Source organism: Saccharopolyspora tripterygii (assembly GCF_054778355.1).
The window spans coordinates 1-24,276 of sequence record NZ_BAAGZP010000001.1 but is presented as its reverse complement, the minus strand read 5'-3'; the positions used below and the strand labels follow the sequence as shown (position 1 = coordinate 24,276).

At 70.2% G+C, this 24,276-nt stretch carries 29 protein-coding genes, 2 tRNA genes and 2 pseudogenes; 13 read left to right on the top strand and 20 right to left on the bottom strand.

Annotated features, from left to right (window positions below):
• Nucleotides 1-54 precede the first annotated feature (54 nt).
• The 3 genes and pseudogenes from ACYVF3_RS00165 to ACYVF3_RS00155 all read right to left on the bottom strand — a co-directional run bounded on the left by ACYVF3_RS00165 (nt 55) and on the right by ACYVF3_RS00155 (nt 2,226).
• Entirely contained in the window at nt 55-738 is a 684-nt protein-coding gene (locus tag ACYVF3_RS00165) for a 4-hydroxyphenylacetate 3-hydroxylase C-terminal domain-containing protein (protein WP_461152606.1), read from the bottom strand.
• A gap of 57 nt (nt 739-795) precedes the next feature.
• Nucleotides 796-1,531 (bottom strand): annotated as a pseudogene (locus tag ACYVF3_RS00160) (4-hydroxyphenylacetate 3-hydroxylase N-terminal domain-containing protein); the annotation flags it as partial.
• A gap of 143 nt (nt 1,532-1,674) precedes the next feature.
• Nucleotides 1,675-2,226: a flavin reductase family protein gene (locus tag ACYVF3_RS00155; protein ID WP_461152238.1), complete on the bottom strand. Its 552-nt coding sequence runs from the start codon at nt 2,224-2,226 to the stop codon at nt 1,675-1,677.
• Between the two features lie 181 nt (nt 2,227-2,407).
• Here ACYVF3_RS00155 and ACYVF3_RS00150 point away from each other — a divergent pair, with 181 nt between their 5' ends.
• On the top strand, nt 2,408-3,370 hold the full coding sequence (locus ACYVF3_RS00150; RefSeq protein ID WP_461152237.1) for an AraC family transcriptional regulator: 963 nt from the start codon (nt 2,408-2,410) through the stop codon (nt 3,368-3,370).
• A gap of 173 nt (nt 3,371-3,543) precedes the next feature.
• Here the strand turns inward: ACYVF3_RS00150 and ACYVF3_RS00145 are convergent.
• From ACYVF3_RS00145 to ACYVF3_RS00125, 5 genes are all read right to left on the bottom strand, one after another.
• A tRNA-Ala gene (locus tag ACYVF3_RS00145) sits at nt 3,544-3,616 on the bottom strand.
• 91 nt (nt 3,617-3,707) lie between these two features.
• Entirely contained in the window at nt 3,708-4,604 is an 897-nt protein-coding gene (locus ACYVF3_RS00140) for a gephyrin-like molybdotransferase receptor GlpR (protein ID WP_461152236.1), read from the bottom strand.
• 258 nt (nt 4,605-4,862) lie between these two features.
• Entirely contained in the window at nt 4,863-5,534 is a 672-nt protein-coding gene (locus ACYVF3_RS00135) for a GNAT family N-acetyltransferase (protein WP_461152235.1), read from the bottom strand.
• 6 nt (nt 5,535-5,540) lie between these two features.
• A complete protein-coding gene (gene glp / locus ACYVF3_RS00130) occupies nt 5,541-6,764 on the bottom strand; it encodes a molybdotransferase-like divisome protein Glp (protein WP_461152234.1) in 1,224 nt (407 codons plus the stop codon).
• A 59-nt stretch (nt 6,765-6,823) separates the two neighbouring features.
• Complete coding sequence (locus ACYVF3_RS00125; protein WP_461152233.1) at nt 6,824-7,726, bottom strand: UTP--glucose-1-phosphate uridylyltransferase; 903 nt, start codon at nt 7,724-7,726, stop codon at nt 6,824-6,826.
• A 37-nt stretch (nt 7,727-7,763) separates the two neighbouring features.
• Between ACYVF3_RS00125 and ACYVF3_RS00120 the strand changes: the two genes are divergently transcribed.
• Both ACYVF3_RS00120 and ACYVF3_RS00115 read left to right on the top strand, forming a co-directional pair.
• Nucleotides 7,764-8,357, top strand: a complete 594-nt coding sequence (locus ACYVF3_RS00120; protein ID WP_461152232.1) for a 5-formyltetrahydrofolate cyclo-ligase — start codon at nt 7,764-7,766, stop codon at nt 8,355-8,357.
• A 97-nt stretch (nt 8,358-8,454) separates the two neighbouring features.
• Nucleotides 8,455-8,595 (top strand): annotated as a pseudogene (locus ACYVF3_RS00115) (FmdB family zinc ribbon protein); the annotation flags it as partial.
• A 14-nt stretch (nt 8,596-8,609) separates the two neighbouring features.
• On the opposite strand, the gene ACYVF3_RS00110 reads toward ACYVF3_RS00115, so the two are convergent.
• Entirely contained in the window at nt 8,610-8,816 is a 207-nt protein-coding gene (locus ACYVF3_RS00110; protein WP_461152622.1) for a hypothetical protein, read from the bottom strand.
• A gap of 569 nt (nt 8,817-9,385) precedes the next feature.
• On the opposite strand from ACYVF3_RS00110, the gene mscL reads away from it, so the two are divergent.
• The gene (mscL, locus tag ACYVF3_RS00105; RefSeq protein ID WP_461152231.1) at nt 9,386-9,856 is read left to right on the top strand and encodes a large-conductance mechanosensitive channel protein MscL; all 471 of its coding nucleotides are present in this window, start codon (nt 9,386-9,388) and stop codon (nt 9,854-9,856) included.
• Nucleotides 9,857-9,863: 7 nt separating this feature from the next.
• Here the strand turns inward: mscL and ACYVF3_RS00100 are convergent, their stop codons facing one another.
• Nucleotides 9,864-10,037, bottom strand: a complete 174-nt coding sequence (locus ACYVF3_RS00100) for a hypothetical protein (protein WP_461152230.1) — start codon at nt 10,035-10,037, stop codon at nt 9,864-9,866.
• A gap of 119 nt (nt 10,038-10,156) precedes the next feature.
• Between ACYVF3_RS00100 and ACYVF3_RS00095 the strand changes: the two genes are divergently transcribed.
• Nucleotides 10,157-10,468, top strand: coding sequence for an antitoxin (locus ACYVF3_RS00095; RefSeq protein WP_461152229.1), 312 nt, complete (start codon nt 10,157-10,159; stop codon nt 10,466-10,468).
• A 68-nt stretch (nt 10,469-10,536) separates the two neighbouring features.
• On the opposite strand, the gene ACYVF3_RS00090 is transcribed toward ACYVF3_RS00095, so the two are convergent.
• The 3 genes from ACYVF3_RS00090 to ACYVF3_RS00080 all read right to left on the bottom strand — a co-directional run bounded on the left by ACYVF3_RS00090 (nt 10,537) and on the right by ACYVF3_RS00080 (nt 13,370).
• Complete coding sequence (locus ACYVF3_RS00090; RefSeq protein WP_132619691.1) at nt 10,537-11,037, bottom strand: MogA/MoaB family molybdenum cofactor biosynthesis protein; 501 nt, start codon at nt 11,035-11,037, stop codon at nt 10,537-10,539.
• A gap of 271 nt (nt 11,038-11,308) precedes the next feature.
• A complete protein-coding gene (locus tag ACYVF3_RS00085) occupies nt 11,309-12,661 on the bottom strand; it encodes a S1C family serine protease (protein ID WP_461152228.1) in 1,353 nt (450 codons plus the stop codon).
• A gap of 112 nt (nt 12,662-12,773) precedes the next feature.
• A complete protein-coding gene (locus ACYVF3_RS00080; protein ID WP_461152227.1) occupies nt 12,774-13,370 on the bottom strand; it encodes a TetR/AcrR family transcriptional regulator in 597 nt (198 codons plus the stop codon).
• Between the two features lie 121 nt (nt 13,371-13,491).
• Between ACYVF3_RS00080 and ACYVF3_RS00075 the strand changes: the two genes are divergently transcribed.
• Nucleotides 13,492-14,226, top strand: a complete 735-nt coding sequence (locus ACYVF3_RS00075) for an SDR family NAD(P)-dependent oxidoreductase (RefSeq protein WP_461152226.1) — start codon at nt 13,492-13,494, stop codon at nt 14,224-14,226.
• Between the two features lie 168 nt (nt 14,227-14,394).
• On the opposite strand, the gene galT is transcribed toward ACYVF3_RS00075, so the two are convergent.
• From galT to mrf, 7 genes are all read right to left on the bottom strand, one after another.
• Complete coding sequence (gene galT, locus ACYVF3_RS00070; RefSeq protein WP_461152225.1) at nt 14,395-15,468, bottom strand: galactose-1-phosphate uridylyltransferase; 1,074 nt, start codon at nt 15,466-15,468, stop codon at nt 14,395-14,397.
• Nucleotides 15,465-16,259, bottom strand: coding sequence for a DeoR/GlpR family DNA-binding transcription regulator (locus tag ACYVF3_RS00065; RefSeq protein WP_461152224.1), 795 nt, complete (start codon nt 16,257-16,259; stop codon nt 15,465-15,467). The genes galT and ACYVF3_RS00065 overlap by 4 nt, the downstream gene beginning before the upstream one ends.
• Nucleotides 16,260-16,376: 117 nt before the next feature.
• Nucleotides 16,377-17,801 (bottom strand): sensor histidine kinase, encoded by a 1,425-nt coding sequence (locus ACYVF3_RS00060; RefSeq protein ID WP_461152605.1) that lies wholly within the window; start codon nt 17,799-17,801, stop codon nt 16,377-16,379.
• 11 nt (nt 17,802-17,812) lie between these two features.
• Nucleotides 17,813-18,508 (bottom strand): response regulator transcription factor, encoded by a 696-nt coding sequence (locus ACYVF3_RS00055; RefSeq protein WP_461152223.1) that lies wholly within the window; start codon nt 18,506-18,508, stop codon nt 17,813-17,815.
• Nucleotides 18,509-18,635: 127 nt separating this feature from the next.
• Nucleotides 18,636-18,788, bottom strand: a complete 153-nt coding sequence (gene rpmF / locus ACYVF3_RS00050) for a 50S ribosomal protein L32 (protein ID WP_461152222.1) — start codon at nt 18,786-18,788, stop codon at nt 18,636-18,638.
• 34 nt (nt 18,789-18,822) lie between these two features.
• Nucleotides 18,823-19,074 carry a type B 50S ribosomal protein L31 gene (locus tag ACYVF3_RS00045; RefSeq protein WP_461152221.1) on the bottom strand — a complete coding sequence of 84 codons (252 nt, stop codon included), beginning with the start codon at nt 19,072-19,074 and terminating at the stop codon, nt 18,823-18,825.
• Nucleotides 19,071-20,297 carry a ribosome hibernation factor-recruiting GTPase MRF gene (gene mrf / locus ACYVF3_RS00040; RefSeq protein WP_461152604.1) on the bottom strand — a complete coding sequence of 409 codons (1,227 nt, stop codon included), beginning with the start codon at nt 20,295-20,297 and terminating at the stop codon, nt 19,071-19,073. The genes ACYVF3_RS00045 and mrf overlap by 4 nt, the downstream gene beginning before the upstream one ends.
• A 97-nt stretch (nt 20,298-20,394) precedes the next feature.
• Here mrf and rpmB point away from each other — a divergent pair, with 97 nt between their 5' ends.
• The 7 genes from rpmB (at nt 20,395) to ACYVF3_RS00005 (ending at nt 23,824) form a co-directional block, all read left to right on the top strand.
• Nucleotides 20,395-20,631: a 50S ribosomal protein L28 gene (rpmB, locus tag ACYVF3_RS00035; protein ID WP_145745208.1), complete on the top strand. Its 237-nt coding sequence runs from the start codon at nt 20,395-20,397 to the stop codon at nt 20,629-20,631.
• A complete protein-coding gene (gene rpmG / locus ACYVF3_RS00030; protein ID WP_461152220.1) occupies nt 20,631-20,798 on the top strand; it encodes a 50S ribosomal protein L33 in 168 nt (55 codons plus the stop codon). The genes rpmB and rpmG overlap by 1 nt, the downstream gene beginning before the upstream one ends.
• Before the next feature lie 67 nt (nt 20,799-20,865).
• Complete coding sequence (gene rpsN, locus ACYVF3_RS00025) at nt 20,866-21,171, top strand: 30S ribosomal protein S14 (protein ID WP_461152219.1); 306 nt, start codon at nt 20,866-20,868, stop codon at nt 21,169-21,171.
• Between the two features lie 4 nt (nt 21,172-21,175).
• Nucleotides 21,176-21,400 carry a 30S ribosomal protein S18 gene (gene rpsR, locus ACYVF3_RS00020; RefSeq protein ID WP_461152218.1) on the top strand — a complete coding sequence of 75 codons (225 nt, stop codon included), beginning with the start codon at nt 21,176-21,178 and terminating at the stop codon, nt 21,398-21,400.
• 79 nt (nt 21,401-21,479) lie between these two features.
• Entirely contained in the window at nt 21,480-22,160 is a 681-nt protein-coding gene (bluB, locus tag ACYVF3_RS00015; RefSeq protein ID WP_461152217.1) for a 5,6-dimethylbenzimidazole synthase, read from the top strand.
• A 62-nt stretch (nt 22,161-22,222) separates the two neighbouring features.
• Nucleotides 22,223-23,704: a GGDEF domain-containing protein gene (locus tag ACYVF3_RS00010; protein WP_461152216.1), complete on the top strand. Its 1,482-nt coding sequence runs from the start codon at nt 22,223-22,225 to the stop codon at nt 23,702-23,704.
• Between the two features lie 47 nt (nt 23,705-23,751).
• Nucleotides 23,752-23,824: transfer RNA gene (locus ACYVF3_RS00005), tRNA-Arg, on the top strand.
• Nucleotides 23,825-24,276 lie beyond the last annotated feature (452 nt).

The window sequence follows — 24,276 nt, the reverse complement described above, 5'->3', positions numbered from 1 at the left end:
CGCAGCGGGCGCCGAACCGACCGCGGTTCGGCGCCCGCTGCGCGGACCGGCCTTTCAGAAGAGGTCCGGGACCTTCCAGCCGTCGAGGTCGTACTCGTCGAGGAACTCCTCGGCGAGGCCCTTCATCTGGTCGACGCCGCCGCGGTTCTGCGCGGCGAACAGGAGCTCGGCCTTCGCGTTCTCGTGGTTGCCGGAGTAGTTGCGCTCGTAGAGCTCGTGCCTCCCGCCGAACTCGGATCCGATCGCGTCCCACAGCGCCTTCATCACCTTGACCCGGTCGACCGCCGTGATGCCGTGGGAACCGCGGACGTACTTGTCGAGGTACGGCCGCACGTCGGGGCTCTGGAAGTCCGCCGCGCCGGAGGGCAGGTAGATCAGGCCCGAGGCGACGTCCTGCTCGATGATCTCCTTGATCCGCGGGTAGCCGTGGATCATGAACATCCGGTAGGTCAGCCTGTACTCCAGCTTGGGGATCACGGCGTCGCCCACCCACGGCTCGGGATCGCGCGCCATCGATTCGGTGAGCGACCAGAACAGGTTTCGCCACCCGATGACCTCACCGACCCGCGTCTGCACCCCGCGGAAGCCGCCGGAACCGGTCGCGTCGAGCGCCTTCATCAGCAGACCGGCGATGAAGTCGAGCTTGACCGCCAGCCGGGTGCAGCCCTGGAAGGTGAACCGGGGCAGGAATCCCGACTGCGGGAAGAACGAGTTGACCCGGTCCACGTCGCCGTACATGAAGACGTTCTCCCAGGGCACCAGCACGTTGTCGAAGACGAAGATCGTGTCGTTCTCGTCCATGCGGCTCGACAGCGGGTAGTCGAACGGCGTGCCGTTGCGGGCGGCCTGCTCGGTGTAGGAGGGACGGCAGATCAGCTTGATGCCCGGAGCGTCCATCGGCACGGTGCAGATCAGCGCGAACTGCTTCTTGCGGATCGGCAGGCCGTAGTGGGCGATGAAGTTGTAGTTGGTGATCGCCGACCCGGTCGCGACCACCTTGGCGCCCGAGACCACCAGCCCGGCGTCGGTCTCCTTCTCCACCTTCATGTAGACGTCGCCCACCTCGTCCGGCGAGCTGCCGGTCCACCGGCGGGTTGATGATCGCGTGGTTCCAGTAGAGGACCTTCTCCTGCGACTCCCGGTACCACCGCTCGGCGTTGGCCTGGAACGGCGCGTAGAGCTCCTTGTTGGCGTGCAGGGTGCCCAGGAAGCTCGCCTTGCAGTCGGGGCTGCGGCCCATCCAGCCCCAGGTCAGGCGCGCCCACTGGGCGATCGCGTCCCGCTCCTTGATCAGGTCGGCCGACGACGTCGGCGTCTTGAAGAACGGCATCGTCATGCCGCCGTTGCCGGTGTCGGTCGGCACGGTCAGGGTGTCGACGTGCGGCCCCGTGTGCATCGCGTCGTAGAGGCGCGCGGTCATGCGCACGGGATTCCGGAAGGCGGGGTGCTCGGTGACGTCCTTGACCCGCTCGCCGTGGAGGTAGATCTCCCGGCCGTCACGCAGGCTCTCGATGTACTCGTCACCCGTCATCGGCCGCGAAGCGAAGTTCTTCTGCTGGTTGGCAGGGGCGTCCGCCGCCGGGTTGGTCGTGGGAGCACTCGTCGCGGACTCGTCGTTCGCGGAGGACAGGGCGTCGGTCATCTGCTTCTCCTTCGATCTCAGTGGGGGCGTTCTCAGCGGCTCGGCGCGGGCTCGAACCGGGCGGTCTCGTCGAACCAGCCGGCGTGCGGGTCGTCCTGGCAGCCGAGCCAGACGGTGTCGGACGTGCGTCGGCCGAGGTGGTGGAAAGCGCTGTCGTGGAACAGCAGCGGAGTTCGCTCGCTCGTCCGGACCTCGACGCACTCGCCGAGGAACAGCACGTGGTCGCCTCCGTCATCGGCGCGCCACGGATCGCAGACGAGGGTCGCGGCGGTGCCCGCCAGCGCGGGAACGCCCCCGCTGTCGAGCCACGGGAGCGGGTCGGGTCCCGGACGTCCCGCGAAGTGCATGGCCGCGTCGACCTGGTCGGCGGCCAGCACGTTGACCGCGAACGCCGCCCCTTCCAGGTGCCCGGTGGCCTTGGCCTTGCGCGTCAGCGCGACCTGCACCAGCGGCGGATCGAGCGAGATCGGGGTGAAGGCCGTGACCGTCGCGCCGTGGTACCGCCCGTCCCGCGTGCGGCAGGTGATGACGGTGACCCCGGTCGCGAAGCGGCCGAAGGTCGATCGCAGGGTGCGCTGATCCATGTGCTGCTCCTTTGCAGAGTCAAGACCTGCGGTGATGCGGTGTCCGGTGACAGTAGGAGCGCACGAAGGGCCTGGCGATCCACTCGGCGAAGGCGCCATCCGGATTGCGAACCGGAGCGGATTTCGGCGTCACGTGGGACACGTCTGACCGCGTACGATCGGCCAATCACGAAGGAGTGGTATGGGACCTGCTGGCGCGCTGATGGCCTCGGGCGAGGAGCTGGACGGCTTCTCCGCCTCGGTGGCGCGCGCCTACTTCCCGCACGCGCTGGCGGTCAAGACCCGGTCGTCCGGCCCTGCTGAGCTGCGGGCCGTCGACCTCGGGCCGCTCCGGCTGGCGCGCATCGGCTGGGGCTCGGAGGTCGCGGTCGAATCGGACCACCCCGGTGCCTGGGCGGTGAACGTGCCGCGCAGCGGGATCCTCGAAGCGCAGGTCGGCGGCAGGCACGTCCTCTCGCTCGACGGGCAGGCGACGGTGTGCCCACCGGACCAGCCGACCCGGATGACGCGCTGGTCGGCGGACTGCTCCATCGTCGGGATGCGCGTCGACCGCGACTACCTCGCCGAGGAGGTCGCGTCCCTGGTCGGCTCGCGCGTCGAGCGCATGCCCGCCCAGCTGGACCTGCGCTCGGGCGGGGGCCGGACCTGGATGGCGCTGCTGACCTCGATCGGGACCGAAGCGCTGGTCAACCCGGACCTGGCGAGCGATGCGCGCGTGTGCCGCAGGCTGGCGGGCACGCTGTCCGCCGCGTTCGTCACCGCCTGCTTCCCGGAGGAGACGGCGCACGGCGAGATGCGGCCGCGGATCGTGTCCCGGGTGGTCGAGGCGATGGAGGCCGATCCCGCGCACGAGTGGACGGCTTCGGAGCTGGCGCGCACGGCAGGCGTCGGCATTCGACGGCTCCAGCAGGGCTTCCGCCGCTACCTGGGCCGCACCCCGACGCAGGAGCTCACCGCGATCCGGCTGCGCCGGGTGCACGCGGACCTGCTCAGCGGACAGGTCGACACCGTCGCCGACGCGGCCCACAGCTGGGGCTTCACCCACCTCGGCCGCTTCGCAGCCGAATACCGCCGCACCTACGGCACACCCCCTCCCACACCCTCCGCTGCTCCTAGAGCCCTCCACGGCAGGTCCCAGTTTTAGTCCAAACTGAGCGGACATTTCGGACATGATCATGGCTCGGTTTGGACTAAAACTGGGATGCTCCAGCACTGATCGCGCCGGGCTGCTCCAGCAGGTGGGCGATTGGTGGTGGCTGAACGCAAAACGGGCGGTGCTGTTCGCTGATTCGCGAACAGCACCGCCCGATCGTGCTGTGGAGCTGAGGGGAATCGAACCCCTGACCTTCTCGATGCGAACGAGACGCGCTACCAACTGCGCTACAGCCCCTCACCGGAGTTTCAAGCCCTCCGGCTTTGTTGTGTCGAAAGCTTAGCAAGCCCCGGATCGAGGTCCTGCGACACCCCCCTCTTCGAGAGGATCACTCACCCGCCGCCCTGCGGTAGGGCTCCCAGGTGCGCTCGTCGAGCTCGTCGAACATGGGGTCCTCGTCGTCGATCTCAACCCGGACGCCGGGCACGACGGGACGGATGTCGGCGGCGCGGTCCTCGGCGGAGACGGGCTGGGGCCGGCGGTCGGCCTCCGTCCTGCGGTCGGCCTCGACCTCCTCCTCGTAGTCCTCGACGAACTCGCCGAGCTCGTCGAACTCCGGGTCACCGACGTAGTCGTAGTCCTCGTCGAGATCGTCGTGGCGGTAGTCGTCGCGCTCGTCGAAGTCGGCCTCGTCCTCCTCGGCCTCCACCAGCTCGCGCTCGCCGTTGATGCGGGCGAGACGGCGGGCCCGGATGTCCTCCTCGATCCGGACCTGGCGGCGCAGGTAGGTGAGGTATCCGACCAGCGACAGGTCGACGGCGGCGTGCGCCCACCACAGGACCGTCCAGGCGATGCCGGCGAGCAGCCCGGTGGTCAGCGCGAGCAGCAGCATCGTGAGGACGATGCGCTGCCTGCGGGCGTACTTGGCGCGCGCGACGAGCGCAGCGGCCTCGGGGTCGTAGCCACCCCGGCCCGGACGGTAGCGACGACCGGCCCGGACGTCCTCGCCGTTGACGGGCTGCCAGTCCTCGTCGTACTCCTCGAAGGTCTCGTCCACGTCCTGCTCGTCCACGTCCAGCCCGGGTTCAGGCATCCCGACCTCCACCCTGTCGGTTGTCGCGGCTCCGGACCTCGCCGGTCGCCGATCACTGCCGCGTCGCACGACTCGAGCGGCGAGCGCGGAATCGGTGGTCTTGGACACTTCCTGCCGGCGGCGGGCGAACATCGGCACCAGCACGACCAACCAGGCCGCCGCCAGCGCAGCGAAGATCAACGAACTGGGCATTCCTCGCCACCTCCCCCTGGCCACCGGCAGTTACAAATCTGCGATCGCCACGCTAGTCACATCAGTCCCTCGTGTCCCGCAGCCACGCCGCGCAACAGTTGCGCCATCGACTACAGAACCGCACGAACAGAGCAGTCGCGAGCAACATCGACACCGGCGTGTCGCCTTCCGCACCGCTGAATGCCCTCATTCGGGCGACCATTCGGACCAAGTCGCGCAACTCGACCGCAGGTCAGCCGTGACGGTGTGCGATCGATCTCAACGAGGGAAGCGGGTGGCGCCGCCGGAGCGGATCAGGCGGGTCACCGCGCCGTCCGGGACTTCCTCGGTGGTCATGGCGTAGACGTAGTGATCCCGCCACGCGCCCGCGACGTCGAGGTAGCGGTGGAACAGCCCTTCGCGGCGGAAGCCCGACTTCTCCAGCACGCGGATGCTGCGCTCGTTCTCCGGGCGGACCGTGGCCTCCAGCCGGTGCAGCCCCACCTGGCCGAAGCAGTGGTCGACGGCCAGCGCCACGGCGGCCGGCGCCACTCCCCCGCCCGCCAGCCTGCTCGCGACCCAGTACCCGACCCAGGCCGAGCGCAGCGCGCCGCGAACGACGTTGCCGACGGTCAGCTGCCCGGCGAAATCGCCGTCCACGGTGATCGCGAAGGGCAGGGCCTGACCCCGGCGCGCCATGCCCCGTAGGGCCGCCCACTGAGCGGGCCACGCGGCCGGGGCGTTGCGCTCCCGCCAGCCGCCGAGCGCGGTCGGCTCCCACTTCTGCAGGTACTCGCGGTCCTGCAGGCGGGTGCGGCTCCAGATCCCGGCATCGCGCAGGCGCGGCGGGCGCAGCGCGATCGTGCCGCGCGAGGTCTGCAACGGTCCGAGGCGCGCCGGCCAGCCGGGGTGGCGACCGATCGGGAACCCATCAGCGTCGGTGGGCTGCATCCGCGCTCACGAACGCTGCGAGAGGAACCGCACCTGCACGTCCTCGCCCGCCGCGACCTCCGTGACGTCCTCTTCCACGACGATCAGGCAGTTCGCCTCGGCCAGCGAGGCGAGTAGGTGCGAACCGGAGGTGCCCAGCGGCTGCACCAGGTAGGAGCCGTTCTTCGGGTCCCGCAGCAACTGCCCGCGCAGGTATCCGCGCCGCCCCTTGGTGGCGGTGATCGGCGAGAGCAGTTCGGCGGACACGCTGCGGCGGTGCGGGTTCTCCTTGCCCAGCGCCGACCGGATCAGCGGGCGGACGAACACCTCGAAGACCACCAGCGCGCTGACCGGGTTGCCCGGCACGACGAAGGTCGGGATCTCGTCCGGGCCGAGCCGGCCGAAGCTCTGCACCGAACCCGGCTGCATCGCGACCCGGTCGTCGTCGAGCGCACCGAGGTCGGCCAGCGCCGAGCGCACGTCGCCACCGGCGCTGCCGCCGACGTCACCGGCGATCACCACGATCTCGGAGAGCAGCAAGCGCCCTTCGACCACCTCGCGCAGCCGTCGCGGCTCGTTGCTGGCGATGCCGACGCGGGTGACCTCGGCTCCGGCGTCGCGCGCGGCGGCGGCCAGCGCGTAGGAGTTGACGTCGTAGACCTGTCCCTGCCCGGGCGTGCGGTCGACGTCGACCAGCTCGTCGCCCAGCGAGATGATCGAGACCCGGGGGCGCGGGTGCACCAGCACCTTGTCGCGGCCCACCGCGGCGAGCAGCCCGACCTGGGCGGAGCCGATGGGCGCTCCGCGCCGCACGGCGACATCGCCGGTCTGGACGTCCTCGCCGGTCCGGCGGACGAACGCCGCCGACGGCACCGGGTGCTGGACGGTGATCTTGGCCGGCTGCTCGTCGGTGTAGCCGAGCGGCACGACGGCGTCGGCGAGGGTCGGCAGCGGAGCGCCCGTGGCGACCCGGACCGCCTGCCCCGGCTGCAGCCTGCGCGGCTGCCGCGAACCCGCCGGGATCTCGCCGACCACCGGCAGCACGATGGTCTCCTCGCCCGCGGTCTGCACGTCGACGCTGCGCACGGCGTAGCCGTCGACGGCCGCCTGGTCGAATCCCGGCAACGCCCGCTCGGCCACGACCTCTTCCGCGCACAGCAGCCCCTGCGCCTCGGAGATCGCCACCCGAACAGGGGCGGGCCGGACGGCGGCCGTGAGCACCCGCGCCAGCTGCTCGTCCACTGACCTCATGGCTGTCGCCTCTCCCCGCTCCTCACCGGTGCCGGGGTCGGCCTACCCGGCGCTCGGCATCAGCTTCTGTCGATCCGCTCGGCGAGCCAGTCCCGCAGGTCCGGCCCGTACTCGGGATCCGCTAGCGCGAAGTCCACCGCAGCTTTCAGGAAACCGCCAGGATTTCCCAAGTCGTGTCGCCCACCGTGGTGGACCACGACGTGAACCGGGTGTCCCTCGGAGATCAGCAACGCTACGGCATCGGTGAGCTGAAGTTCGCCACCGGCGCCGGGCTCGATGCGTCGCAGGGCGTCGAAAATGGCGCGGTCCAGCAGGTATCGACCGGCAGCGGCCAAGGTCGACGGCGCGTCGGCCGCGGCGGGCTTCTCGACCATGCCGCGCACGACCTTGACGTCGTCGGCATCGGTGTCGCTGACGTCGAAGACGCCGTAGGAGGAGATCTTCTCCCTGGGCACGTCGAATGCGCACAGCACGCTCCCGCCGTAGCTCGCCCGCACCTCGGCCATCCGGCTCAGCACGCCGGTCGGCAGCACGAGGTCGTCGGGCAGCAGGACGGCGACCGCGTCATCGTCGTCGGCGAGCGAGCCTTCGGCGCAGCCCACGGCGTGGCCGAGACCGAGGGCCTTGTCCTGCAGCGCGGTCTCGGCTTCGATCAGCTCGGACGCCCGGTGCACCTTGGCGAGCAGGTCGTCCTTGCCGCGGGCCTTGAGGGTCTGCTCGAGCTCGGGGCTCGGCTGGAAGTAGTCGGCGACCGCGCCCTTGTCGGGCGAGGTGACGATGATCAAGCGCTGCGCCCCGGCCTCAGCGGCCTCCGCGGCCACCAGCTCGATCCCCGGGGTGTCCACGACCGGGAGCAACTCCTTGGGCACCGCTTTCGTCGTGGGCAGGAACCTGGTTCCCAGGCCTGCCGCCGGCACGATGGCGGTCCGGAACGCGTTCGGCGTGCTCGTCGGGCTGCTCATGACGCCGCAGCTTATCGGTCGAACCTACAGTGAACCCGTGAGCTCACTGGATGAATTCTGTACGTCGAAAGCGGAATGGCGAAGCCACCTGCTGCTCCAGCGCGACGAGCTGGACCAATCCGCTCGCCAGGCCGATGACCAGGTACTTCTGCCGATCCTGCTGGACTGGTTGGCGCAGCGGGAGTGCAGCGCGGTGGCCGCCTACATGCCGGTCGGCCCGGAGCCGGGCGCCGACCTGCCCTCGGCCCTGCGCGAGGCGGGCCTGCGGGTGCTGCTCCCGATCGTGTCCGGCCGCAACCCGCTCGAATGGGCCGAGTACACCGGCCCGGACTCGCTCCGACCGGCCGGGTTCGGCCTGCTGGAGCCCGCGGGCGAGCGCCTGGGCCGTGCCGCGATCGCGCAGGCGCAGGTCGTCCTGGTCCCCGCGCTGGCCATCGACCACCAGGGCGTCCGCCTCGGGCGCGGCGCCGGTTACTACGACCGGTCATTGCCGTTCCGGGATCCGGCGGCGGAGATGCTGGGGATCGTGCGAGACCCGGAGTTCGTGCCCTCGCTGCCCGGGGAGGACCACGACGTGCGGATGACCAGCGTCATCACGCCGTCCCGGGGGGTCGTGCGGTTGCCCGTGTGACGTAGGACTGTTTGCACTGGACACCGGTTGTCTAGCATTATCGGGTTAGCACTCCCGTAGTTTGAGTGCCAAGCCCAGATTTCGGAGGTTCGCGGCCGTGCCCACATATCAGTACGCCTGCACCGAATGTGACCATCGATTCGAGCAGGTGCAGTCGTTCAGCGAGGACTCCTTGACCGAGTGCCCGCAGTGCACCGGCCGGCTCCGCAAGCTGTTCAACGCCGTCGGCATCGTGTTCAAGGGCAGCGGCTTCTACCGCACCGACAACCGGTCCTCCACCTCGTCGGGCTCGTCCGGATCGTCGACCTCCTCGGAGTCCGGCTCGTCGTCGAACGCCTCCTCGGAGTCGTCGTCGGGCTCGTCCTCGTCGGGTTCGTCGTCCTCCGGCTCGTCCTCGTCGAGCTCGTCCTCCTCGGGCTCGACGTCGAGCAGCACCACCGCCGCGGCTTCCTGATTCACCGAGACTTCAGCCGCCGGTCACTCGAATGTGGCCGGCGGCTTTGTCGTATGCACGAAAAGCCCGAGTTCGTCAGCGCTGCGTGATCAAGAATTGCTTCGATCGAACCGTCGGAGTGAGCCGAGTTGTCCACAGGCACCGGGTTCTTCCACAGATTCGCGCTCGCCCATTCCGCCCCGCCCGAGACGCCTCTAGCTTCGAACGCATCCGATCTCTCCGAAGCGACGAGGGGGCGACATGCGCACAGGCTCCGGGCTCGATCCCACTCCGCTCGACCGGCTCCACGGCCTGCTCCGCAGCAGGCGCGGCGCGCTCTGGCTCCGCCGGATCGTGGCCGCCGCCCTGCTCGCACTGGCCTTGCTCCTGGCAGTCGGCGAAGAACGCTCCGTTGTGGAAGTCGCCACAGCTTTCACTCGAACAGCGCATGTATGAGCACCAGCAATTACTTTCTGGTGTTCGGTTACCGTTACGCTGCCATCCGCTGCCTGAGCCCCGCGCCGATCATCGACGAATGCGGAGCGGGCCCCGATCCGGCAAATCCGGACTCGCGTTCTTCGAAAGGAGTGCCAACGTGCTCAAGGGATTCAAAGACTTCCTGATGCGCGGCAACATCATCGACCTCGCTGTCGCGGTGGTCGTTGGTAGCGCCTTCACCGCCCTGGTCACGGCTTTCACCACCAGCATCATCAAGCCGCTGATCGCGGCCACCGGCGGCGGGAACGTCACGGGTCTGAGCATCCAGGTCATCGCAGGCAACAAGGCTTCGACGATCGACTTCGCCGCGGTGATCAACGCCGTGATCACGTTCCTCATCACGGCGGCCGTCGTCTACTTCCTGTTCGTCGTTCCGATGAACAAGATCTCCGAGCGCCGCAAGAAGGGCAAGGAAGAGGGTCAGGCCGAGCCCACCGACGTGGAGCTGCTGCTGGAGATCCGCAACCTGCTGCGCGCCGAGCAGGGCCTGCCGCGCATCGAGGGCTTGGCCACCGAGGAAGAGGCCACCACGGGCACCGGCAACGGCAACGCCGCCTCCCGCAACTGACCTGGGCCTAGCCGCCGTGGTGCGGCGGCCGGTTCTCGCGGTACCAGCTGTCGCGGGTGTTCGCCGAGGTCGTGTCCGGGCGGTCGTCGGAGGTCGTCTCCGGGAGCACCTCTCCGAAGATCTCGGCGAGCCTGCGCCGCTTCTCCCGCTCGGCCTTCTCCTGGGGCGATTCGCTGCTCACCGGTCCATCTTGCCTCGATCGCCGCGGGACCCGCACTGATCGGTCTCACCGAGTGTGAAATCGGTTACAGTGAGTGGGTGTCTCGCCGTCGCGGGAGACAGCGACGCAGGGAGGCTGCGATGAGTTTCTTGGACAAGGCCAAAGAGCTGGCCGACCAGGCCAAGGGCAAGGCCGGGGAGTTCGCGGAGAAGGCGGGCCCCAGCGCGGCCAAAGGGCTCGACGCCGCCAAGTCGAGCCTGGACAAGGCCACCGGCGGCAAGTACCACGATCAGATCGAGTCGGTGAGCGGCAAGGTCGAGGGCGTGCTCAAGCGCGACTCCGCGAACGGGGATCCCGCCAAGGGCGACTCGACGGACTCCGGCTCCAACAGCCCGCAGGACAAGGGTTCGCAGGACAAGGGCCCCGACGACACCGGCCCGAAGCCCGGCTGATCACCTCGGCGAAGAAAGAGCGGTGGCGACTCCGAACAGGGAGCCGCCACCGCTCTTCTCGTTCTGGCTCAGGGGGTGTCGAGCCCCGAGAGCTGCTCGATCACGTGGGCCACCAGCGGTGTGAGGGTCGCCATGCCGTCGCGGACCGACGCCCGCGAACCCGACAGGTTCACCACGAGGGTGCTGCCGGAGACCCCGACGAGACCGCGTGACACCCCGGCGTCGACCGCACCCGCGGCCAGCCCGGAGGCGCGGAGCGCTTCCGCGATGCCCGGGATCGGTCGGTCCAGCACACCGGCGGTCGCGTCCGGGGTGACGTCCCGGGGCGACACTCCGGTGCCGCCGACCGTGATCACCACGTCGACGCCGCCGATCACCGCGGTGTTCAGCGCGTTGCGGATGTCCACCGTTTCACCGGCCACCGCGACGGTTCCGTCGACGATGAATCCGGCCTCTTCCAGCAACTCGGTCACCAGCGGACCGATGTTGTCTTCCTGCTCGCCCTGGGCGACCCGGTCGTCCACCACGACCACCAGGGCCCGCCCCAGCCGCTGCGCGCTGCGTTCCATGCCGGTAACCGTAGTGCCAAGGTCGGGTTCGGTCAGTTCAAAGGAGTCGGTGAGCTCCACCAATTTCGGCGCGATCCCGGTCACGGTGCTCGTTTCGTCCGACATGTTCCTCCCCAGCCCCTTCCTTCGGTCTCCGAGCTGCGCCTGCCGTGCTCCCCGGCTCCGTCCGGCGAGGGCGGCGCAGCGCTGAGCACTGTGGACACGTCGGCCGGTCCCGCGGTGCAGGAAGGGGGCAATTGCCCGCGGGAACCCGGCCGACGCGATCTTGGGGTCAGCCCCGCTGACCGGTGAGCGTCACGTCGACCGTGCGCTCGCCGCCGGGGCCTGCGAGCGTCACCCGGACCCGCTCGCCCGGGTTGTGCGAGCGGACCGCGGCGACCAGGGCGTCCGGGTCGAGGATGGCGCGGTCGTCGAACTTGGTGATCACGTCGCCGGTCTGGATGCCGCCCTGCTGGGCGGGGCCGTTGGGCGTGACGTCGCGGACCTGCGCACCTGGCTGAGCCGCCGCCGGGGTGATCGTCACCCCGAGCGTGGTCTGGGTGGCCGAACCGGTGTCCTTGAGCTCCCCGGCGATGCGGCGAGCCTGGTCGATCGGGATCGCGAAGCCCAGTCCGACCGAGCCGGCCTGCTCCTGCCCGCTGCCGGGGCTGTAGATCGCGGAGTTGATGCCGACGACGCGGCCGTCCATGTCGACCAGCGGGCCACCGGAGTTGCCGGGGTTGATCGCGGCGTCGGTCTGCAGCGCGTTGAGCACCGTGTCCTGGCTGCCCGACTCACCGCCTGCCCGGACAGGGCGGTCCTTGGCGCTGACGATGCCGCTGGTCACCGTGCCGGACAGGCCGAACGGCGAGCCGATGGCCACGACCTGCGAGCCGACCGGCAGGTCGTCGCTGCGGCCGAGTTCGGCCGGGGTCAGCCCGGTGATGTCGGCCTTGACCACCGCCAGGTCGGAATTCGGGTCGGTGCCCACGACGCGCACCGGCGCGGTGCGGTTGTCGTGGAAGAGCGCGGTCAGGCGCCCTCCCCGGCCGCCCTCGGCGACGTGGTTGTTGGTGAGGATGAGGCCGTCGTTGCTGAGCACGATGCCCGAGCCCTCACCCGAGCCCTGCATGCTGTCGATCTTGATCTGCACGACGCTCGGCAGGACCTTCTCCGCGACCTGCTGGACCGATCCCTGCGGCGCGGTGCTGGCGCTGCGGGCCGGCTTGGACTCGTCGAGCGCGCTGGCACCGGTGCCGCTGCTGTCGCCGCTGAGCTGGTAACCGACGAATCCGCCGACGCCGCCACCGACGAGGCCGCACACCAGCGCGAGCACGGCCACACCGGCGGCCAGTCCCCTGCCGGGCTTCTTCTGCTGCTGCGGCTGGCCCGAGGCGTAGCCGGGCCAGGGCTGCTGCCCGAACTGCTGGGTCTGGTGCGGCTGCTGGTGCATGCCGTACGAGTGCTGCTGAGTTCCGTACGGCCCGGCGCCCTGGCCCGGCTGAGCGGGCTGCTGCGGCTGGCTGGACGGCCCCTGCTGGGGGGTCTGCTGCGGCGATGGCACCCCGGATGGAGGGGTATCGCCTTCTCCGCTCGTCTTCGGCTCGTCCGGCTTGTCACCGAATTCCGGGGTGTGTTCGGTCATGGCTCCCACTGTGCTCCGGGCATCTGAGAAGTGCCTGAGATCTGACTGTGGGCACGCATGATAAGTCCCATGATCGCCATCACCCACCCCGACGAAACCGACAAACGCGCCGCTACGGCGTCGGCGCGGGCAGCGAGCACGCCAGGGCGGAGCGCGCGACCTCGGTGAGCGCGTCGAGCTCCATCCCGGTCCGGCCGAGCGCGATGACCCCGAGCTGGGCGGCGAGGACCGCGCGGGCGATCTCGGCGGTGTCGGCGTCCGGGTCGACGTCACCTTCGCGCTGGGCGCGCTCGACGGCCGCGGCGAGGGTGGCGGTGATCGCCTCGTAGCTGCGGCGGGCCTCGGCCGCGACGTCCGGTGTGCTGCGGGCCAGTTCGGCGGTGCTGTTGGCCAGCAGGCAGCCGCGCCGCGCCGCGGCTCCGCTCGGATCGTCGGCCACGCCGAGCACGAACTCGCGCACGAACTCGACCGCTCGCGTCGCCGACTCCAGGCGTTCGCGCAGGCTCAGCAGGTTCGCGTCGTCGTAGTCGCGCAGGACCCGCAGGAAGAGGCTGCACTTGTCGCCGAAGGCGCCGTAGAGGCTGCCTTTCCCGAGCCCGCTCGCGCGCAGCAGGTCGTCCATCGACGTCGCCGCGTAGCCCTTGTCCCAGAACTCCTCGCGGACGGCGAGGAGCACCTGGTGTTCGTCGAATTCCCGAGGTCGAGGCATCCCTCAACGGTAGGAGTTCTGGACCCTGCAGGCCATAACCGGGCCAGGTTTGTTGACCGCGCGGTCCAGATTCGGCATAGTTGTGGACCGCATGGTCCATAAAAACGAGGAGGTGGGCGGCATGGCCGTCCTGACGGACAAGGTCGCAGTGGTCACCGGCGGGAGCAGCGGCATCGGGCTCGCGATCGCACGAGCCTTCCGCGACGAGGGCGCGACGGTGTTCATCACCGGCCGCCGCAAGGACGCGCTCGACGCCGCGGTCGCCGAGCTCGGCGAGGACGTGACCGCCGTGGTCTGCGATTCCTCGGTCACCGCCGACCTCGACGCGCTCTACGAGACCGTCCGTCAGCAGGCGGGTCACCTCGACGTCGTGGTCGCCAACGCCGGCATCGGCACGTCCGCACCGTTCGGCGAGGTCTCCGAGGAGCAGCTGGACGCGCTGTTCGCCACCAACGTCAAGGGGACGGTGTTCACGGTTCAGAAGGCGCTGCCGCTGCTCCGGCCGGGGGCCTCGATCATCTTGACGGGCTCGACCGCCGCGGCGCGCCCCCAGCCGGGCCTCGAGGTCTACGGCGCGACCAAGGCCGCGGTGCGCAACCTCGCCCGGGGCTGGGCCCACAGCTCGCGCGAGCACGGCTTCCGCGTCAACGTGCTCGCACCCGGCATGGTCCCGACCCCGGGCCTGCACGACCTGGTCCCATCGGAGATCCAGGAGCAGAGCAAGCAGATGATCCCGCTCGGGCGGCACGGCACACCCGAGGAGATCGCCGCGGCAGCAACGTTCCTCGCCTCGGACGCCTCCAGCTACGTCAACGGCTCCGAACTGGCCGTCGACGGCGGCACCGCCCAGATCTGATCACCGCAACCCCAACACGCAGCACCCGTCCCCCCGATCAGGGCAAGTCCCAGTTTTAGCCACAATTGAGCCGACATTTCGGACATGATCATGGCTCGGTTTGGACTAAAACTGGGACCGGGCGAGCCGGGCACCGCCCGCAACCGCTCGCTCGGGAGGTCGCGGGGTTCAGCGGAGGCGGGAGGCGATCTGCTCGGGAGTGGCGTCGTTGATCCAGACGCCCATGCCGGATTCCGAGCCCGCGAGGTACTTGAGCTTGTCCGCGCTGCGCAGCACCGAGAACAGCTCCAGGTGCAGCCACGACAGGTCGCGGCCGGTGTTCACCGGCGCCTGGTGCCAGGCGGCGATGTAGGGCAGCGGCTTGTCGTAGAGCCGGTCGAGGCGGCCGAGCACGTCCAGGTAGGTCGTGGCGAAGTCGTCCCGCTCGGCGTCGGTGAGCGCCGGGATGTCGGGAACCTGGCGGTGCGGCACGATCTGGACCTCGACGGGCCAGCGGGCGGCGGCCGGGACGAACGCGGTCCAGTGCTCGGAGTCCACCAGGACCCTGTCGCCGCTCTGGCGCTCGGCGGCAAGCACGTCGCCCATGACGTGCGTGCCGTGCTCGGCGCGGTACTGCTCCGCGACCCGCAGCATGGTCTCGGTCTTGGGCGTGACGAACGGGTAGCCGTAGATCTGCCCGTGCGGGTGGTGCAGCGTGACGCCGATCTCCTCGCCCCGGTTCTCGAAGCAGAAGACCTGCTCGACGCCCGGGGTTTCGTTGAGCGCGGCGGTGCGATCGGCCCAGACGTCGACGACGCCGCGAACCTGCTTCGCGCTCAGCGCGCTGAACGAGGAGTTGTGGTCGGAGGTGAAGCAGACGACCTCGCAGCGCCCCCGCGCGGGCGCGGTCGGCACCATCGGCATCCCGTCCACAGTGGCCGGTTCGCCGGGAATGCCTTGAGCGAACGACGGGAACTGGTTCTCGAAGACGACGATGTCGTAGTCGGATTCGGGGATCTCGCTGGGACGACCGGGAGCGCTCGGGCACAGCGGGCACATCGCGGCCGGCGGCTTGTAGGTGCGCGACTGCCGGTGCGCGGCGATGGCCACCCATTCCCCGGTCAGCGGGTCGCGCCGCATCTCCGACGCCGGCGCCTGGGGCGGCAGCTCGCGGGCGTCCTCCGCGGTGCGCTCGGGCCCCGGTTCGGCGTCGAAGTAGATGATCTCCCGGCCGTCGGCCAGGCGGCGCGCGGTGCGCTTCACTCTTCTTCCTCCTCGGTTGGCTGCTGATCGGCCAGCAGCAGCTCGACGTGCTCTTCGAGCAGTTCGCGCGCGTCGAGGGGCAGCCCCTGGTCGCTGATCAGCAGGTCGACCTCGTCGAAGTCGACGATCGTGGAGATGCCGACGGTGGACCACTTGGCGCTGTCGGCGACCACCACCAACCGGCCGGCGGCCTCGGCGAAGGCCCGGTTGGTCTCGCTCTCGTTGAGGTTCGGCGTGGTGAAGCCGGCGCGCGGCGCCATCCCGTGCACGCCGAGGAACACCAGGTCCAGGTGCAGCGAGCGCAGCGACTGCACGGCGACGGGTCCGACGAGCGCGTCGGACGGGGTCCGCACGCCACCGGTGAGCACCACGGTCCGGTCGACGCGGCCGCGCTGCTGCAGCGCGTCGGCGACCCGGACCGAGTTGGTGACGATGGTCAGGTCCGGGATCTCGTCGAGCTGCCGCGCGAGCGTCCACGTCGTGGTTCCGGCCGAGAGGCCGATCGCGGTGCCGGGCTGGATCTGGTCGGCGGCCAGCTTCGCGATGGCTTCCTTCTCGGTGAGCTGCCGGACGGACTTGGCCTCGAAGCCGGGTTCGTCCGTGCTGGTGCCGATCGTGGAGGTCGCGCCGCCGTAGACCTTCTCGACGAGACCTCTGCGGGCGAGGGCGTCGAGGTCGCGCCGGATCGTCATGTCCGACACGCCGAGCCGTTGCACGAGGTCCCCGACCTGCACGGCTCCGGTGCGCCGCACTTCGTCGAGGATCACTTCCTGGCGTTGTCGTGCGAGCACGTCCACCCCCTGGCCGGGCGCCAGCTTTCCGTCATCAAGTCAACAAAAACCAACAATACCTGACGGGTTACCGGCCGGACGGCCGGGGAGTTGGGGCGCCGAACCGGGGTCAGCTGTTCATTGCTGTTCGTTTTGCTGAGAGTCGCCGGGCAGCGTCATGCGCAGCAGCGCACCGCCCTCCGGCGCCTGCGCGGCCAGCACGGACCCGCCGTGGCGCTCGGCGACCTGCTTGACGATCGACAGGCCCAGTCCCGATCCGGGCAGCGTGCGCGCGTGCGACGAGCGGTAGAACCGCTCGAACACGTGGGGTCGGTCGCCCTCCGCGATGCCCGGCCCGCCGTCGGCGACTTCCAGCGCGGCGAGTCCCGTGCCTTCCTCCGGACGGAGGTCGACGCGCACGTGGACGCCTTCCGGGCTCCACTTCGCGGCGTTGTCGAGCAGGTTCAGCACCGCCCGCTCCAGGGCCGTCGCGTCGCCCATCATGACCCACCGGTCCAGGTGCACGTCGAACTCGGTGCGCGGGGCGCGACGTCTGGCCCGGCTCAGCGCCCGTTCGACCACCTCGACCAGGTCCACCGACTCGTGCACGGCTTGCGGGGTGTCCTCGCGGGCGAGCTCGACCAGGTCGCCGACCAGCGCGGACAGCTCCTCCACCTGCGCCTGGACGTCGGAGAACATCTCCTGGCGGTCCTGCTCGGAGAGCTTCGGCGCGTCCGGCCGGGCGGCGGCGAGCAGCAGTTCCAGGTTGGTGCGCAGCGAGGTCAGCGGTGTGCGCAGCTCGTGCCCGGCGTCGGCGACCAGGCGCCGCTGCCGCTCCTGGGACTCGGCCAGCGCGCTGAGCATCCCGTTGAAGCTCGTGGTCAGCCGCGCCAGCTCGTCGTCCCCGCTGACCGGGATCGGACGCAGGTCTCCCGTCAGCGCGACCCGCTCGGCGGCGGCCGTCAGCCGCTGCACCGGGCGCAGACCGGCCCGGGCCACCGCGGTTCCAGCGGCGGCGGCCAGCAGGATCCCGGCACCGCCCATCACCACGAGGACCACGCTGAGCTGAGCCAACGTGCGCTGGGTCGGCTGCAGCGAGGTCGACATGACCAGCGCCGCGTTGCGCGTGGGCACCGCGACGACGCGGCTGTTGCTCGCCTTGTCGGTGCGCAACGATCGCTGCGCCTCGCCCTTGGCCACCGACAGCTCCAGCACGCTCATCGGAGGCCGCTCCTCGGGACCGAACACCGTGCCGTCGGCGGAGAGAACGTTGATCTTGAAGTTGGTGGCGACGAAGAACGCGACCGGCACCTGCTGCAGGTCAGCGGTGCGCACCAGCGGTCCCTCGGCGGCCTCCACCGCGCGTTCGGTGAGGCTCTCGTCGAGCTGCTGGTACAGGCTGTCCCGCACGGTCACGAAGGCTCCGACCGACACCAGCGCGACCGCACCCGCGACGCACATCGCGGCCAGCCAGGTGACGCGGTTGCGCAGCGACACCTTCTGCAGCCTGCTCGGCGGCGGCGGGTCGTCCACCTCCGGTGGCGGCGGCGCGGGAACGGCCATCGGGTTGCCCATCACGGTGGCGTCTCGCGCAGCACGTAGCCGACACCGCGAACGGTGTGGATCAGCCGGGCCTCGCCCTCCGCTTCGGTCTTGCGCCGCAGGTATCCGATGTAGACCTCGAGGGCGTTGCCGGAGGTCGGGAAGTCGTAGCCCCACACGTCTTCGAGGAGCCTGCTGCGGGTGAGCACCTGCTTGGGGTGCGCCATCAGCAGCTCCAGGAGGGCGAACTCGGTGCGGGTGAGGCTGATCGAGCGCTCGCCGCGGCGGACCTCGCGCGTGCCGGGGTCCAGCTCCAGGTCGGCGAACCGCAGCGCGGCGGGGTGCCCGTCCGTGCCGTCCTCCACCGGGGTCGCCCGGCGCAGCAGGGCGCGCAGCCTGGCCAGCAGCTCCTCCAGCGCGAAGGGCTTGGGCAGGTAGTCGTCGGCGCCGGCGTCGAGCCCCGCGACCCGGTCGGACACCGCGTCGCGGGCGGTGAGCACCAGGATCGGCAGATCGTCACCGGTGCTGCGCAGCCTCCGGGCGACCTCCAGACCGTCCAGGCGGGGCATCATGACGTCGAGGACCATCGCGTCAGGGCGGCTGTCGGCCAGCTGGTCCAGTGCTTGTTGACCGTCCGCGGCGAGTTCCACCTGGTAGCCGTTGAACTGCAGAGACCTTCGCAGCGACTCCCGCACGGCACGATCGTCGTCGACGACGAGGATGCGCATGCGGACAGTGTTACCCGTTGCCCTGAGAACGAGCTGAGAACCCCGGCACCCTCGCGCGTCGGGGTGACTGCGGTCTCCACCGCGGCGCGCGTCGATCACTGCGAGTGGCGACGCGCGCCGGGTGAGTTCACCGCTCCTGGAAGTGCCGGATCAACGCGCGCGGTACCAGCTTCCGCTCGCCGTCCACCACGATCGGCACCAGATCGGGCGCCTGCGCCTTCCACTGCGACCGGCGGTGGCGGGTGTTGGCGCGCGAGGTCTTGCGCTTGGGGACTGCCATGTCGGGATCCTCTCGGTCGGTCGTGCGGCGGGCGTCAGCTGCGCCGGTCGCCGTAGCGGCGCCGGAACTTCTCGACCCGGCCCTGGGTGTCCATGACCCGCTGGTTGCCGGTCCAGAACGGGTGCGAGTAGGCGGTCACGTCGATCGTGATCAGCGGGTAGGTGTTGCCGTCCTCCCACTCGACGCGGGCCTCGGACGTCGCCGTCGACCGGGTGAGGAAGCTCTTGCCGGTGGTGCGGTCCTGGAACACCACGTGCCGGTACTCGGGGTGGATGTCGGGTTTCACTGGTTGCCTCCCAGATCGGATTCGGCGGGTTCCGCGCACGGTTCGGTCCGCCAGTCGGCGAACGGGTCGGGGTACTGCGCCCAGGCCTGCTGGCCGGCGGCGAGCTCGTCGTCGGTGAGCACCGCGTCGCGCAGCGCGCGAGCGATCTCGTGCGGATCGGCCTCGTGGGCGATGACGACGAGTTCGTTCATCCGGTCGCCGTAGTAGTCGTCCCAGGTCAACGAGGCCCTCAGCCGCCGGTCGTCGGACAGGCCGTCCCAGTCGTCCACGGTCGCCAGCCACGGTCCGGCGTGGGCGATCGCCAGTCCCCCACCGGCGGATTCCAGCCAGAGCGCGTCGTCGGGCTGGCTGGCCACCCAGAACCGGCCGCGGGTGCGCACGACGCCCTCCAGCAGCAGGTCGATCGCCTCGTGCAGCCGCTTCGGGTGGAACGGGCGGCGCTCCTCGAACAGGACCGTGGCCACTCCGGCGTCGGTGTCCAGCGACGGCTGACCGCGCAGCAGCCGACCGTGCGGACCGTCGACCTCACCGCGCCGGGACTCGCTCGGGATCCGCGCGAGCAGCTCGGAGATGTCCAGGTCGTCGAGGTGCGCGAGCGGCGCGGAGGGAGTGAGCCGGGCGAGGACGGCCTCGGTGCGGACCCGCTGCCAGCGGTCCTCGGCCGCGCCGGCGAGCACGACGGCGTCGGCGAACTCGGCTTGGCCGACCGCCACCTGCGCCACGGTCCGCTCGTCGTCGGCGCTGCCGCCCAGACCGCGCTCGGCGAGCTCCTGCTCACCGGAGGCGTCCGGCAGCCAGGTGCCGAGGTCGACGGTGGCCAGCACGCCTTCGACGGCGACGTCGGTGAGCAGCGGACGGCCGTCGACCGCGACGTGGCGCAGCGCCCAGCAGATCGCCTCGGGCTCCAGCGCCGGGTCGAGCCGGACGACGATCCGGTTGACGTCGGGTGCTGCGGCGAGCCTGCGCAGCAGCGGCAGCAGGTCCTCGCGCAGGGTGCAGGAGACGCAGCCGTGCGCGAGTTCGAGGACGTGGCTCTCGACGTGGTCGCCGTGCCGGACCTCCCGGCGCACGACGCCCTCGGCGACCGAGCGCAGGTCGGCGTGCACGAGCGCGGTGCCGGACGGATCGCGCCGCCGCGCGGCTTCGGCCACGTCGGCGACCTGGGGTTCGCGGAGACCGGCCACCAGCAGCAGCGGCGTCCGCTCGGACGGATCGGTGAACATCCCCACCTCAATCGACAACGGTTTTCATCTTCGCTGCCGACACGCTACCCTGAACCCACGCTAGATGAAAATGGATGTCGTTATCGAGAGGAAGGTCATGTCCGTCCGCTGCCAGGTGACCGGCAAGGAGCCCGGTTACGGCAACCAGGTCTCGCACTCCCACCGCAGAACCCGCCGCCGCTGGCTGCCCAACGTGCAGCGCAAGCGCTACTGGCTGCCCGCCGAGAACCGGTGGATCCGGCTGCGGGTCTCGACCAAGGGGATGAAGACGATCGAGAAGCGCGGCATCGACGCCGTGGTCGCCGACATGCGCGCACGAGGGGAACGCTTCTGATGGCCAAGAGCACCGACACCCGCCCGGTGATCAAGCTCCGCTCCACCGCCGGGACCGGCTTCACCTACGTCACCACCAAGAACCGCCGCAACAACCCCGACCGCATGCGCCTCCGCAAGTACGACCCGGTGGCCCGCGAGCACGTCGAATTCAGGGAAGAACGCTGATCACCACCGCGCGAAAGCCGCTGCACCACGCGGTTTTCGCGCGCGGGACGACCGAGAAGAGGTGTGCATGGCCAAGAAGTCGAAGATCGCCCGCAACCAGCAGCGCGAGGAGGTCGTCGCGCGGTACGCCGAGCGGCGGTCCGAGCTGAAGCGGATCATCGCCTCGCCCGGCACCGAGCCGGACGCGCGGGTCGAGGCCCAGCGGGAGCTGCAGCGGCAGCCGAGGGACGCCAGCCGGGTCCGGCTGCGCAACCGGGACGCGATCGACGGGCGCCCGCGCGGCTACGTCCGCAAGTTCGGGCTCTCCCGGGTGCGCCTGCGCGAGATGGCGCACAACGGCGAGCTCCCCGGCGTGACGAAGTCGAGCTGGTGATCGCGTGCGCCGACCCGTCGAACGCCGCAGGAAGCCGAACCTCCTCCAGCGCGAAGGCGTCGTGGAGGTGGACTGGAAGGACGTGACGCTGCTGCGCAAGTTCATCTCCGACCGCGGGAAGATCCGCTCCCGCCGGGTGACCGGGCTGACCGCGCAGGAGCAGCGCGACGTCGCGAAGGCGATCAAGAACGCCCGCGAGATGGCGCTGCTGCCCTACCACCACAAATAGGGCGTTCCGGTCGATCACCGTGCGATACCGGTCACCCTGACCCCGGGCGACCGGTATCGCCGGTGCAGCATTGACCGCGATGAAGACCCCTGGACACACCCCCAACCTGACCGATTCCGCCCCCGCCGCCGGGCTCTACGACGTGATCAACCGACGTCGGGACGTCCGCGGCGAGTTCTCCGGCGCGGAACTGCCCGAGCCGGTGCTGCGCCGGGTGCTCACCGCCGCCCACACGGCCCCCAGCGTGGGGCTCTCCCAGCCCTGGGACTTCATCCTGGTGCGCGACGCGGGCACCCGCCGCGCGTTCCGCGAGCACGTCCTGGCCGAGCGCAGCGTGTTCGCCAGCAAGCTGGAGGGCGAGCGGGCCGAGACCTTCAGCAAGATCAAGGTCGAGGGCATCGTGGAGTCCACGCTGGGCATCGCCGTCACCTACGACCCGGACCGAGGCGCTCCGGAGGTGCTGGGCAGGCACGCCATCGCCGACGCCGGCCTGTACTCGGTGTGCCTGGCGATCCAGAACCTGTGGCTGGCCGCGACCGCCGAAGGTCTCGGGGTCGGCTGGGTCAGCTTCTACCGCGAGGAGTTCCTGCGGAGGCTGCTCGGTGTTCCCAGCGAGGTCAGGCCGGTGGCATGGTTGTGCGTGGGGCCCGTTCGCGAGCTCGCCGACACACCGGACCTGGAGCGGCACGGCTGGCGGCAGCGCATGCCGTTGGAGGACGTCCTCCACTACGAAGCGTACGGACGCGGTCGCAACCGGTAGCCTCTGAGAGGCCGCTCAGCCGAGCGGCCACGATGACGTGCTCACGACGAGGTCGTGGTCAGTTGGAGGATCAACCGCTGGTCGGCCACATCCCGGCCCAGGATCGCCTGGTGAGGCACCTGCTCGACACGGGCGGCTTCACCGAGGCCGATGCTGCCTTCGACGAGCTGATCGCCGGTGGATCGAACTACGTCGACGCCCGCTGGGTGCGCTCCACGGTGCTGGTGCACCGCGCCATGCTGGCCTGGCGGCTCGGCCGCATCCCCCTCGCGCTGGAGCTGATCACCGAGGGCTGGACCGAGCTCGACACCCAGCCGCCGAGCGGCGGGTCCGCCGCGCACACCGTGAGCATGCTGGGTTTCCTGCTGGAGGGGATCGGGCGGCGCGGCCCGGCGATGGACCTGATGTCGCTGGCCGTGCAGATCGCCAGGGACTCGGGTGATCAGGACGCCTTGGCGCACTGCCAGCTGCGCGAGGGGATCTCGCGGGTGTTCCGGGCCGCGAACCAGCCCGAGCAGGCGTCGCACCAGTTCGCCGCGGCCCGCGAGCTCTGCGAGGAGGCCCAGTCGCTGACCAAGCTGGGCGGGGTGAAGCGCACCGCCCTGGCCTGCCTCGCCCGGTCGCTGGCGGGGATGGACGACTTGGAGGCGGCCGAACGCGTCGCCCAGGAGTCGCTGGCCCTCGGCCGCGACACCTCCGAGCACTACGGCGCCGCCATGGCGAACTGGGTGCTGGCGGTGATCCGGCGCGCGCAGAACGTCTTGACCGAGGCCCGCACCTTCGCGTCCCGCGCGCTGGAGAGCGCGGAGACCATCCACGAGTCGTTCCTGATGATGCGGTTCTCCCGCGAGCTCGCCGAGATCTGCAGGCAGCTGGGCGATCCTGTCGGCGAAGCAGCGGCCCTGAGACGAGCGGTCTCGGCCGCGGTGGCCGCCGTGGACATCCTCAAAGAAGGCCTCGGCCAAGCACTGGAGCAGCGCAGGGTCGCCACCCAGGCGCAGCGGATGGCGATGGCCGCCCGCGAAGCCGCGCTGCGCGACCCGCTGACCGGACTGGCGAACCGGCTGGGCCTGGAACGCATGGCCCCGGTCCTGCTGGAGCGCACCGCCTCCGCCGGCCGCATCCCGTGGCTGGTCCTGCTCGACGTGGACTACTTCAAGGACGTCAACGACTTCGCCGGGCACACCGCGGGCGACGTGGTCCTCCAGGAGATCGCGAACCTGCTGCGCCGCGAATGCCGCGCGGGCGACCTGCTGTGCAGGTGGGCGGGCGACGAGTTCGTGGTCCTCCTGGTCGACGCCGCAGAGGACTCCCGCGAAGCCGGCCCCCGCGTCGCCGAACGCATCCGCTCCGCCGTCAACGCCCACGACTGGCGCCTGGTCCTGGGAAGACTGGAGAAGAAGCCCACCGTCAGCATCGGCGTCTCAGCAGGCCACCACGACCTCGACCAACTCTTCGCCGCCGCAGACATAGGCCTGTACAAGGCCAAACGCGCAGGCAGGAACCGAGTCGAAACCGGCGAAGAAGACGAAGACCCGGACTGAGCACCACGTGCCCAACCCGAACAACCGTCCGGGTACCCTCCGATCAGGCCCCCGTAGCTCAGGGGATAGAGCACGGCTCTCCTAAAGCCGGTGTCGCAGGTTCGAATCCTGCCGGGGGCGCTTCTCTTGGCCACACGAAATCAGCTCTGACCAGGAGCGAAAATCTCAGCGACCGAAGGACCGATCGGTCACTGCCAGCCAGCCTCCGCCGTCGGCAGTCGGCAGTCACGGGCGATTCACGGGCACGCCCCTCGGTGCCTCGGTGCTCAACGCTCACATCTTCATCGAGAACGGCCCTGCGGAGCCGCTGCGTGTCGTAAGCGGACCTCAGCCAAGCCGACTGCCGGGCGTACGGCTGGCGTCGCGCCATGGCCTAACGCACCCGCCCGACCATTACTCCGTCCGTGGCCGGTTGAAGTCGCGCAGAGAGTTCCTTGCTCGAAGGCAGTTGTGTGACCGTCCCCGTGCACTAGCTTGTAGCCATGGGCAAAGGAAGGCGCAGCCGGAACCAGCGGGGGTCTGCCCAGGGTTTGGTTGACACCTGATGTGTGAGGCTTCGGCCTCGCTTGGAA

Bases quoted from the DNA above. Each gene is read 5' to 3' on its own strand.
- ACYVF3_RS00165 (WP_461152606.1), bottom strand. From the start codon at position 738: ATGTACGGCGACGTGGACCGGGTCAACTCGTTCTTCCCGCAGTCGGGA.
- ACYVF3_RS00080 (WP_461152227.1), bottom strand. From the start codon at position 13,370: ATGCCTCGACCTCGGGAATTCGACGAACACCAGGTGCTCCTCGCCGTC.
- ACYVF3_RS00095 (WP_461152229.1), top strand. From the start codon at position 10,157: ATGAGTTTCTTGGACAAGGCCAAAGAGCTGGCCGACCAGGCCAAGGGC.
- ACYVF3_RS00085 (WP_461152228.1), bottom strand. From the start codon at position 12,661: ATGACCGAACACACCCCGGAATTCGGTGACAAGCCGGACGAGCCGAAG.
- ACYVF3_RS00060 (WP_461152605.1), bottom strand. From the start codon at position 17,801: ATGGCCGTTCCCGCGCCGCCGCCACCGGAGGTGGACGACCCGCCGCCG.
- ACYVF3_RS00090 (WP_132619691.1), bottom strand. From the start codon at position 11,037: ATGGAACGCAGCGCGCAGCGGCTGGGGCGGGCCCTGGTGGTCGTGGTG.
- ACYVF3_RS00125 (WP_461152233.1), bottom strand. From the start codon at position 7,726: ATGAGCAGCCCGACGAGCACGCCGAACGCGTTCCGGACCGCCATCGTG.
- ACYVF3_RS00055 (WP_461152223.1), bottom strand. From the start codon at position 18,508: ATGCGCATCCTCGTCGTCGACGACGATCGTGCCGTGCGGGAGTCGCTG.
- ACYVF3_RS00140 (WP_461152236.1), bottom strand. From the start codon at position 4,604: ATGCCCAGTTCGTTGATCTTCGCTGCGCTGGCGGCGGCCTGGTTGGTC.
- rpmF (WP_461152222.1), bottom strand. From the start codon at position 18,788: ATGGCAGTCCCCAAGCGCAAGACCTCGCGCGCCAACACCCGCCACCGC.
- ACYVF3_RS00135 (WP_461152235.1), bottom strand. From the start codon at position 5,534: ATGCAGCCCACCGACGCTGATGGGTTCCCGATCGGTCGCCACCCCGGC.
- mrf (WP_461152604.1), bottom strand. From the start codon at position 20,297: ATGTTCACCGATCCGTCCGAGCGGACGCCGCTGCTGCTGGTGGCCGGT.
- bluB (WP_461152217.1), top strand. From the start codon at position 21,480: ATGAAGACCCCTGGACACACCCCCAACCTGACCGATTCCGCCCCCGCC.
- ACYVF3_RS00075 (WP_461152226.1), top strand. From the start codon at position 13,492: ATGGCCGTCCTGACGGACAAGGTCGCAGTGGTCACCGGCGGGAGCAGC.
- ACYVF3_RS00155 (WP_461152238.1), bottom strand. From the start codon at position 2,226: ATGGATCAGCGCACCCTGCGATCGACCTTCGGCCGCTTCGCGACCGGG.
- ACYVF3_RS00150 (WP_461152237.1), top strand. From the start codon at position 2,408: ATGGGACCTGCTGGCGCGCTGATGGCCTCGGGCGAGGAGCTGGACGGC.
- rpmB (WP_145745208.1), top strand. From the start codon at position 20,395: ATGTCCGTCCGCTGCCAGGTGACCGGCAAGGAGCCCGGTTACGGCAAC.
- rpmG (WP_461152220.1), top strand. From the start codon at position 20,631: ATGGCCAAGAGCACCGACACCCGCCCGGTGATCAAGCTCCGCTCCACC.
- glp (WP_461152234.1), bottom strand. From the start codon at position 6,764: ATGAGGTCAGTGGACGAGCAGCTGGCGCGGGTGCTCACGGCCGCCGTC.
- rpsN (WP_461152219.1), top strand. From the start codon at position 20,866: ATGGCCAAGAAGTCGAAGATCGCCCGCAACCAGCAGCGCGAGGAGGTC.